The sequence below is a fragment of the Phenylobacterium sp. genome (assembly GCF_031412415.1).
Lineage (GTDB): Bacteria > Pseudomonadota > Alphaproteobacteria > Caulobacterales > Caulobacteraceae > Phenylobacterium.
On sequence record NZ_JANOCX010000138.1, the window covers coordinates 29,484 to 38,677 of the forward strand.

The following is a 9,194-nucleotide window of genomic DNA, read 5'->3' on the forward strand; positions in this document are numbered from 1 at the left end:
GCGCATGCCGCCAGTTGAAGTGCGATGAACGATAGTCCGATCACCGCGGAAGAATTCAGAATACTCATTGACAGTCCCCGAGGCTCACGGCTCTCTGATGCTTGACTGGTCGGCTTACATCAGAGGATTTACGGCAATGGGAAAGCCCGCCGCCCGTATTGGTGATAATCATAACTGCACCATTGCTCGACCGCTCCCGCACAAGGGTGGCCCCATACTGACTGGCGCCGCAACCGTGCTGATCTGCCAACGCCCCGCGGCGCGCGTGACCGACAAGGCGCTCTGCCGCGGGCAGGACGACGTGATCGCGACGGGGTCGGCGACAGTCCTGATCGAAGGCCTTCCGGCCGCGCGTATCGGGGACCGCACGGTCCATGACGGGGTCATCGTCGAGGGTGCGGAAACGGTTCTGATCGGCGGCTGAATCGTCATGATCGGCTCGCAGTCCGGCCCTCGACTCGATCCGGTGCGCCCGGGCGGCGCCCCGTGATCGTCGCATCGGGACTCCACTGACTAGGCGCGATGCGCGTGAAATTCAGGTCAGCGACCGTGTCGGCCTCGACCGTTCGCCTCGAAAGGTCAGGCGCCGAGCTGGCTGAGAAGCCAGGCGCGAGCTCCGCGCCACTGGCGCTTCACGGTGCTCTCGGAAACACCGGAGACCTCGGCGATCTCCTCGATAGTCAGGCCGGCATAGAACCGCTGCTCGACGATCTTGGCCTTGTCCGGATCGAACTGCGCCAGGCGCTCCAGGGCGTCGTCGAAGGCTTCAAGATCGAGGACGGGCTGTCGCTGCTCCCCGCCGGATTCGATCCAGAAGGTTTCGACCGACGGCTGTTGGCGTTTGCTGGCGCGAAACCTGCGCACCTCGTCCAGCAAGACCTGGCGCATGATGCGGCTGGAAAGCGCGAGGAAGTGTGCCTTGTCGCGCACGCTGATCCGGTCCAACCGTAGCAGTCGGATCGCGGCTTCGTGGGCCAGGTCGGTCGGTTGGATCTGTAGCTTGACGGCGTCCCCGGCCAGCACGGACCGAGCGACACGCCGGAACTCCTCGTAATGCATCGCCAGGAGGCGTTCACGGGCGCGAGGCTCACCGCCGCAAAAGCCGATCCAGAGCGCCTCGACATCATTCGCGGCATGATCGACGGACAATGACATTCGCCTACCCACCCGAAACGAAACGAAACGCGCCCAGCGAGATTAGGCATCAACTTCCGACTTTTGCAAAGCGCTCAGACGATCCGACGGGTCGCTATCTCGACCGAATGCCACAAACGCAGAGGTAACGAACAATGACTGGGCGATTTCGCGAGCCGCTTACTCGCCCAGGGCCATAGGGTGGCGGCCATGGCCCAGATCACCGCCTGTCGCACCTCCCGGGTCAAGGGCGCCTTCACTTATCGCGACTTGAGTGAGAAAACCGTCGATTGAATAGGCCTCGCCTTCTACCGCGCCGCGCCGATCTAATTGATTGCTCATTCGCATCTATTCAGTCGCGCGCGGCGCGAGCCTGATCGGCGATCCTTGCAACCTTGCGAAACCTGCGCGACGTTGCCGCAAGCGCGTTCAGGGGGAGGCGCCCAATAGTCCTTGGGATTGGGGCCAATGCGGCCGTTTCGGTTCAACTTCGGTCGCCGCAAGCCGCCGCGCGCGCGCGTGGACGAGGCGCCCCGTGCGTCCGGCGTTGGCGACGCCGCCGCGGCTGCGGCGACCGAGCTTAAGCCCTCTCCGCTGGCCGCCTTCGACATGCACCAGCGTGCGCTTCAGGCGCTGGATCAACTGCTGGAAAGCTCCGACGAGGAGCGAGCGGCGTGGTTCGCCGAAACTGGCGCGCTCGACCCCACCTTGGCGACCCAGGTGGCCCTTCTGCTTCGCGCCGACGCGGTCGGCAGCCAGGCGCTGCCCACTGCCCTGCCGCAGCCCCTTGCCCCGGTCTCCGCCAAGCCGCCCGAGCGGATCGGCCCCTACCGCCTGATGGAGCGTCTGGGTCAGGGCGGAATGGGCGAGGTGTTCCTCGGTGTCCGGGACGACGGCCTGTTCGACCAGAAGGTGGCGATCAAGGTGATCCGCGCCGGCCTGCTGTCGCCGCAACTCGCCGTGCGCTTCGCCGAGGAGCGGCGAATTCTCGCCAAGCTGCAGCACGCACAGATCGCCCAGCTGTTCGACGGCGGAGTCGACGCCTCCGGCCTGTCCTACATCGTCATGGAGTACCTGCAGGGCCAGGCGATCACCGACTATGTCCGCGCCGAGGGGCTGGGCCTGGACAAGATCCTGCAGCTCTTCCTTGATGTCTGTTCGGCCGTGCAGTTCGCCCACCAGAACCTGGTCGTTCACGCCGACATCAAGCCGAACAACATCGTGGTGACGCCGAAGGCCGGGGTCAAACTGCTGGACTTCGGGATCGCCCAGTTGATCGACCCGAACCAGGGCGACGCCTCGTCGGCGGCTCACCCCGAGCCCATGACCCGCGCCTATGCGGCCCCAGAGCGGCTCGTGGGTTCTCCGGCCAGCGTGGCCGGCGACGTCTACGCCCTTGGCGCCCTGCTGTTCGAGCTCCTGACCGGCGGCCTGCCCCAGGCCCTGACCAACACCGAAGAGCACACCGTCGCCATCTCCGCGCCCGGCCCTTCGAACTGGACGCTTCCCAGCCGCGAAGTCCGCGAGCGGCGCGAACCTGGACCCGTGCGACCTTCGGAACTCGAGGGCGACCTGGACGCCATCGTCTCCAAGGCCCTCTCCCCCACGGCCGCCCAGCGCTACACCAGCGTCGTCGAGCTTTCGGAAGACATCGAACGCTTCCGGCGCCGTCTGCCGGTGAAGGCCCACGCGGACAGTTGGCAGTACCGGTCTTCGAAGTTCATCAGCCGTCACAGGTTGGGCCTCGCGGTGACCACCATCGCCATGGTCGCCCTCGGCTTCATCGCCGTCGCCATGACGACGCTCTATGTGGAGTCCGAACGCGCCCGCGCCCTGGCTATCCAGCGCTTCGGCGAGACGCGCAGCATGGCCAACTACATGATCTTCGAGGTGGATCCCCAGCTTGCGCGGCTACCGGGCAGCCTCGATCTGCGGCGCGCCATGGTCTCCAAGAGCCATGACTATTTAAAGACCCTGGAGGCCGACCCCAAGGCGCCGCCGGCCCTGCGCCTCGAAGTCGCGCGCGGCTATCTGCGGCTCGCCCGGATCTACGGTCTCGATATCAACGGCGGGATCGGCGACATCGCGGCGGCTCGCGGCAGTCTCCGCCGGGCGCTGGCGATCCTCGAGGCCCTGCCGCCCGGAACGGCCGATGAGACCGGCGTCATCTTCGTGCGCGCCGAGGCCGACCTGGCCCAGGCCAGCGAGTCGTTTCTCTCGCCCGACGCTCAAAGCCTGAAGGACGGCCTGGCCTTCCTCGACGCCGCCGGCAAGAAGTACGAGGCCGTCCTACGCCGCGAACCCGGCAATATCGACGCCTCGCTCGGCCTATGGCGCGCACAGGCGATATCCGGCCGCCTGCTGAACTACATGAGCAAGCCGGCGGAGTCCGTCGCGATCCTCGAGCGCACCCTTCAGACCACGAGGCCCGCGCCCGTCACGATGGCTCAGAAGATCGAGACCAACTATCTCCGCACAGGTTCGTACTTCCTGCTCGCCGAGGACTTCGAGCAACTGAAGCAATACGACAAGGCGCTTTCTTACCTCACGGTCCTCAACGCCGACATTTCCGAGCTTCGCAAGCAGGGCATGGCCGGCTTCGAGAACGACTACATGCAGTCCAGCGCCCTGGCCGGAATGGGCAGCATCCTCATCCACAAGAAGCAGTACGATCAGGCGGTCGCCCGCTACCAGGAGGCGATGGCCGTGATGCGGCGGCTCATGCTGTTCGGGGAGAACGACGCCCTCGCCATCAGCTTCAATCATGAGCGAGTGGGCCTGGCGAACGCGCTGTCGCTGGCGGGCCGGCACGCCGAAGCCATAGCCCTCATTTCGGACGCCGTGGCTCAGTCTCGGGCGCGAGCGCAGCGTAAGCCGGACGACATGGGCGCCCTGCGGATTCTCGCCCTCTACCTGAACGGCCAGGCCAAGATGGAGCATCGCTCCGGCGCCGCCGCCCGTGGGTGCGCCACGGACGTCACCGCCTGGAACGTCTGGGTCGATGTCGCCGCGAGGACCGGCTTGGTCGGCATGGATCAGAACCCGGACGGTCCCATTCCCCAGGGCCAGGCCCGCCTGAAAGCCTGCGGGTACACCGTGGACGCCAAGCAGATGAAGAAGATCGGCTAGGCGGCCATCGCCAGGATGATGGTCCACTCCGCCGCGGTCACCGGCGACACCGAGAGCCGCGACTGACGCAGGATCTTCATCTCGGCGAGGTCGGCCCGCGCCTTCATCTGCGCAAGGGTGACCGGCTTGGCCAAGGCCGACACCGGCGCGATCTCCACCGCCACGAACCGTCCCGACGCGTCGCCGGGATCGGGAAAGGCTTCGCGGATCACCTTGGCCACGCCGACCGCGGCCGGTCCGGCGCCGGAATGGTAGAACAGCATCTGATCGCCGACCCGCATGGCACGCAGGTTCAAGGCCGCGGCGTTGTTGCGCACGCCGTCCCAGACGGTCTTGCCGTCTGACAGCAGGTCGTCGAAGGCGTAGGTGTCAGGTTCGGACTTCACCAGCCAGTAGCGCGCTTCCGACGTCATCGCCTTCATCTCCTTCGGGGGGCCGGACGCCCAAGGCCCAGGATGTCAGGAGCCGCCGCACGGTTCCAGCCTTCAGCGATCTAGAACCGCCAGGGCGGTCTCGGCCAGGATGATCGCGCCGGAATTGTCCGTACTCGGATCACTGGTCCCGATGCCGTCCAGATTCCGCTTGAACACGCCCTGCGAGATCGAAGCCAGGCGGAAGATCGAGAAGGCCAGGTAGAAGGCGAAGTCGGGGATCCCGTCACGACCGGTCCGGCGACAGTAGGTGGCGACGTGCTCGGCTTCGGTGGGGATGCCGGCCTTCGCCAGGTCGATCCCATCCAGCGTGCCCCAACTCTCCGAGCGCGAGTGCCAGAGGATGCAGGTATAGGCCAGGTCCGCCAGCGGGTGACCCAGGGTCGAGAGCTCCCAGTCAAGCACGGCGATGATCCTGGGTTCGGTCGGATGGAACATCACGTTCTCCAGCCGATAGTCCCCATGGGCGATGGTGACCGGACCATCCGTCGGGATGCGGCCCGGCAGGCGCTCGATCAGCGCCTCCATGGCTGGGATCGTTTCGGTCTCCGCGCCCCGATACTGTTTGATGAAGCGGCCGATCTGGCGCTCGAAATAGTTTCCGGGCCGCCCGTAGTCCGCCAGGCCCACGGCCTGCGGATCGATGGCGTGCAGCCGCGCCAGCACGGCGTTGAGCTCGTCATAGATCGCGCTCCGTTCGGCCGGCTCCAGGCCCGGCAGCCGCGCGTCGCGGAATATCCGGCCTTCCAGGAAGTCCATCACGTAGAAGCTGGTCCCGGCGACGCTCTCGTCCTCGCAGAGCGCCCGCATCTTCGGAACGGGGAAGCCGACCTCGCCCAAGGCCTTCATCACCCGATACTCGCGGTCCACCTGATGGGCGCTGGCCAGCAGCACGCCGGGCGGCTTCTTGCGCAGGACATAGCGGCCGCTTCCGGCGGTGAGCAGATAGGTCGGGTTCGACGCGCCGCCCTTGAACTGGCTGACGCTCAAGGGGCCCTGATAACCCTCGACATTGGCCGCCAGCCAGCGGTCCAGCGCGGCTTCGTCCAGGCGATGGGCGGCTCTCACCTCGCCGAGATTTGGCGTCCCTGGGTCGGTGGTCATGGCATGCTCCGGCGTGGTTCGGCGCCAAGCCTACACCCCCTTCCCCGGCGGTGGGCCAAGAGCTCTTCGCTGACGCCGCGAAAGGGGGTCATGCTGGGGGAACGCCGGGAGGACGCCATGGCCCAGATCGAGACCGCCGACTTCGTGCACGTGCTCTACGCCGTGGACGACCACATCGCCCGCATCACGCTGAACCGCCCCGAACGCCGCAACGCGCTCAACCCCCGGGCCTATGCCGAGATCGAGGCCGCGTTCCGCCACGCCAGCGCCGATCCAGAGGTCCGCTGCGTCCTGGTCACCGGCGCCGATCCGGCCTTCTGCTCGGGCGAGGACGTCAAGGAGATGATGACCGGCGAGGCCCCTGCCGGACCGCCCCGGCCGCCGCGCGTCAAGTTCGAGCCCACCCCGGCCGCCATGGCCGTGATCGACTGCGAGAAGCCGGTGATCGCCGCGATCAACGGCGCGGCTGTCGGCTGGGGCATGGAACTGGCCCTCTACGCCGACATCCGCCTGGCCTCGGAAAAGGCGGTGTTCGCCGAGCTGTTCATCAAGCGCGGCCTGATCTGCGACGTGGGCGGTCTCTGGATGCTGCCGGCCATCGTCGGCCCGGCCAAGGCCGCCGAACTGCTGTTCACCGGCGATCCCATCGACGCCAGGGAGGCTGAGCGCATCGGCCTCGTCACCGACACTGTTCCGCACGAGGACTTGCTGCCCCGCGCCGAAGCCATGGCTGCCCGCATCGCCGCCAACCCGCCGCTCGCCCTGCGCTACATGAAGCAGGGCCTGCGCCGGACCACCCACGGCGACCCGCGCGAGATCGGCGGCTGGGCCATCGAGATCATCTACCGCCTGTTCGCCACCGAGGATCACCGCGAGGGGGTGAAGAGCTTCCTGGAAAAGCGCCCCCCGGTTTTCACCGGCCGCTAGCGCGCGGACACTGGACTCCCGCGCCGGGCGATGGTCGGACAGGACTCAACGACATCTTGGGGAGACGGCGCCTTGCGGACCTTCGGCTTGATCCTGTTCCTGACCCTGGCGGCGGCGACGAGCGCCTCGGCCGCCGACGACCTCAAGGCCGGGAAGCGCCAGGCGGCGAACGTCACCATCGTTCGTGACGACTGGGGCATCGCCCACATCACCGGCAAGACGGACGCCGACGCCGTGTTCGGTCTCGTCTACGCCCAGGCCGAGGACGACTTCAACCGGGTCGAGACCAACTACATAAACGCGCTGGGCCGCCTGGCCGAGGCGGAGGGCGAGGCCGCCGTCTGGCAGGACCTGCGGATGAAGCTGTTCATCGACCCTGTCGAGCTCAAGGCCCAGTATGCGAAGAGCCCGGCCTGGCTGCGCAAGCTGATGGATGCCTGGGCCGACGGCCTCAACTACTACCTCGCCACCCACCCGCAGGTGACGCCGCGGGTGATCAAGCGCTTCGAGCCCTGGATGGCGCTCTCCTTCTCCGAAGGCAGCATCGGGGGCGACATCGAGCGGGTGTCGCTGAGCCAGCTCGAGGCCTTCTACGGCAAGACCAAGGTCGCCCTGGCGGCCGATGAGATCGGAACCACCTTCAAGGAGCCCACCGGCTCCAACGGCTTCGCCATCGCGCCAAGCAACACCAAGGACGGCCACGCCCTGCTGCTGATCAATCCGCACACCTCGTTCTTCTTCAGGTCGGAGGTGCAGGTAACCAGCGGCCAGGGGCTGAACGCCTATGGCGCGGTCACCTGGGGCCAGTTCTTCGTCTATCAGGGCTTCAACGAACACGCGGGCTGGATGCACACCTCCAGCGGCCTCGACGTCGTGGATGAGTTCGCGGAAACCATCGGCGGCTTGGGCGACAAGCTCACCTACCGCTATGGCTCGGAGGACCGAGCCGTCCGGATCAAGACCATCGCCGTGCCCTACATGGCCGCCGATGGGAAGATGGCCAGCCGGACCTTCACCACCTACGCCACCCACCACGGCCCCATCGTCCGCGAGGCGGACGGTAAGTGGATCGCCATGGCCCTGATGAACACGCCGGTCGCGGCCCTGCAGCAGTCGTTCCTGCGCACCAAGGCCCGTGACTATGCCAGCTTCCTGAAGGTGGCCGAGCTCAAGGCCAACTCGTCCAACAACACCATCTTCGCCGACGCCAAGGGACAGATCGCCTATCTGCACCCGCAGTTCATCCCGAGGCGCGACGACCGGTTCGACTACACCAAGCCGGTGGACGGGTCCGACCCGGCCACCGACTGGAAGGGCCTGCACGCGCTCGCCGACGCGCCATCCGTCCTGACCCCCAAGACCGGCTGGATCTTCAACACCAACGACTGGCCCTGGTCGGCGGCCGGCGCCGACAGCCCCAAGCGCGAGGCCTTTCCGCGCTACATGGACGACGCGGGCCCCAACCCGCGCGGCGCCCACGCGGCCTTGGTGCTGAACGCCCGCAAGGACTTCACCCTGCCGACCCTGATCGAGGCCGCCTACGATCCCTACCTGCCGGCCTTCGCCCGCCTGATCCCGGCCCTGGTCGAGGCCTATGACGCTACCCCCGCCGCCGACCCGCTGAAGCTCAAGCTGGGCGACCAGATCGCCGCCTTGCGCGTCTGGGACCATCGCTGGTCGGCGGCGTCGACGCAGACCTCGCTGGCGGTGTTCTGGGGCGAGGCCTTGTGGGCGCAGGCCGCCCCAGCCGCCAAGCTCGCGGGGATCAGCGTGTACGACCACATGGCCACGCGCACGACGAACGTTGAGAAGCTCCAGGCCCTGGCCGCGGCCTCCGACCGCCTGGCTCAAGACTTCGGGACCTGGAAGACCCCTTGGGGCGAGATCAACCGCTTCCAGCGCCTGACCGGCGACATCATCCAGCCCTTCGACGATGCGGGCGCGAGCATCCCCGTACCCTTCACCTCGGCCCAGTGGGGCTCGCTGGCCTCCTTCGGCGCCAAGCGCTATCCGACGACCAAGCGCTACTACGGAACCAGCGGCAACAGCTTCGTCGCCGCCGTCGAGTTCGGCCCCAAGGTGAAAGCCTTCGCCGTCACCGCCGGTGGCGAGAGCGGCGACCCCAAGTCCAGGCACTTCAACGACCAGGCCCTTCGCTACAGCCAGGGGGCGCTCAGGGAGGTGTATTTTTATCCGGAGCAGCTTCAGGGGAAGGTGGAGCGGACGTATCGGCCTGGGGAGTGAGGGGCCGCTTCAGGCGCTTTGGAGGCGGTCACCTTCGAGAGGCATATTTGGAAGGCTCGCCAGTCCGGAGGAAGGAATCAAGGTCGATCAGTCGCCGCTTGGCCAGCCAGATCGCAGTCTTGACACTCGTCCACTGACCAAACCCCGGTTCGAACAGCAGCAATTTGATCCAGCGTCCGAACGGCGAGAAGCGGCCATAGATTTGATCTGCACCCCATAATTCGC

At 66.8% G+C, this 9,194-nt stretch carries 8 protein-coding genes; 4 read left to right on the top strand and 4 right to left on the bottom strand.

Annotation, left to right across the window (positions count from 1 at the left end; genetic code table 11):
• The first annotated feature begins 136 nt into the window (after nt 1-136).
• Nucleotides 137-424: a PAAR domain-containing protein gene (locus tag RMO04_RS06755; RefSeq protein ID WP_309644023.1), complete on the top strand. Its 288-nt coding sequence runs from the start codon at nt 137-139 to the stop codon at nt 422-424.
• A gap of 155 nt (nt 425-579) precedes the next feature.
• Here the strand turns inward: RMO04_RS06755 and RMO04_RS06760 are convergent, their stop codons facing one another.
• The gene (locus RMO04_RS06760) at nt 580-1,155 is read right to left on the bottom strand and encodes an ECF-type sigma factor (RefSeq protein WP_309644024.1); all 576 of its coding nucleotides are present in this window, start codon (nt 1,153-1,155) and stop codon (nt 580-582) included.
• Nucleotides 1,156-1,602: 447 nt separating this feature from the next.
• Here RMO04_RS06760 and RMO04_RS06765 point away from each other — a divergent pair, with 447 nt between their 5' ends.
• Nucleotides 1,603-4,263, top strand: a complete 2,661-nt coding sequence (locus tag RMO04_RS06765; protein ID WP_309644025.1) for a serine/threonine-protein kinase — start codon at nt 1,603-1,605, stop codon at nt 4,261-4,263.
• Here the strand turns inward: RMO04_RS06765 and RMO04_RS06770 are convergent.
• Nucleotides 4,260-4,676: an EVE domain-containing protein gene (locus RMO04_RS06770; protein ID WP_309644026.1), complete on the bottom strand. Its 417-nt coding sequence runs from the start codon at nt 4,674-4,676 to the stop codon at nt 4,260-4,262. The genes RMO04_RS06765 and RMO04_RS06770 overlap by 4 nt on opposite strands.
• 72 nt (nt 4,677-4,748) lie before the next feature.
• Nucleotides 4,749-5,798 (bottom strand): phosphotransferase family protein, encoded by a 1,050-nt coding sequence (locus tag RMO04_RS06775; protein WP_309644027.1) that lies wholly within the window; start codon nt 5,796-5,798, stop codon nt 4,749-4,751.
• A 90-nt stretch (nt 5,799-5,888) separates the two neighbouring features.
• Here RMO04_RS06775 and RMO04_RS06780 point away from each other — a divergent pair, with 90 nt between their 5' ends.
• Nucleotides 5,889-6,725 (top strand): enoyl-CoA hydratase-related protein, encoded by an 837-nt coding sequence (locus tag RMO04_RS06780; RefSeq protein ID WP_309644028.1) that lies wholly within the window; start codon nt 5,889-5,891, stop codon nt 6,723-6,725.
• Nucleotides 6,726-6,797: 72 nt separating this feature from the next.
• A complete protein-coding gene (locus RMO04_RS06785) occupies nt 6,798-8,969 on the top strand; it encodes a penicillin acylase family protein (protein WP_309644029.1) in 2,172 nt (723 codons plus the stop codon).
• A 28-nt stretch (nt 8,970-8,997) separates the two neighbouring features.
• Here the strand turns inward: RMO04_RS06785 and RMO04_RS06790 are convergent.
• A partial coding sequence (locus tag RMO04_RS06790) for a hypothetical protein (protein ID WP_309644030.1) occupies nt 8,998-9,194 on the bottom strand: 197 nt, incomplete at its 5' end.

Excerpts from the sequence above, each read along its gene's own strand:
- RMO04_RS06780 (WP_309644028.1), top strand. The coding sequence starts at position 5,889 with ATGCTGGGGGAACGCCGGGAGGACGCCATGGCCCAGATCGAGACCGCC.
- RMO04_RS06755 (WP_309644023.1), top strand. The coding sequence starts at position 137 with ATGGGAAAGCCCGCCGCCCGTATTGGTGATAATCATAACTGCACCATT.
- RMO04_RS06760 (WP_309644024.1), bottom strand. The coding sequence starts at position 1,155 with ATGTCATTGTCCGTCGATCATGCCGCGAATGATGTCGAGGCGCTCTGG.
- RMO04_RS06775 (WP_309644027.1), bottom strand. The coding sequence starts at position 5,798 with ATGACCACCGACCCAGGGACGCCAAATCTCGGCGAGGTGAGAGCCGCC.
- RMO04_RS06765 (WP_309644025.1), top strand. The coding sequence starts at position 1,603 with ATGCGGCCGTTTCGGTTCAACTTCGGTCGCCGCAAGCCGCCGCGCGCG.
- RMO04_RS06770 (WP_309644026.1), bottom strand. The coding sequence starts at position 4,676 with ATGACGTCGGAAGCGCGCTACTGGCTGGTGAAGTCCGAACCTGACACC.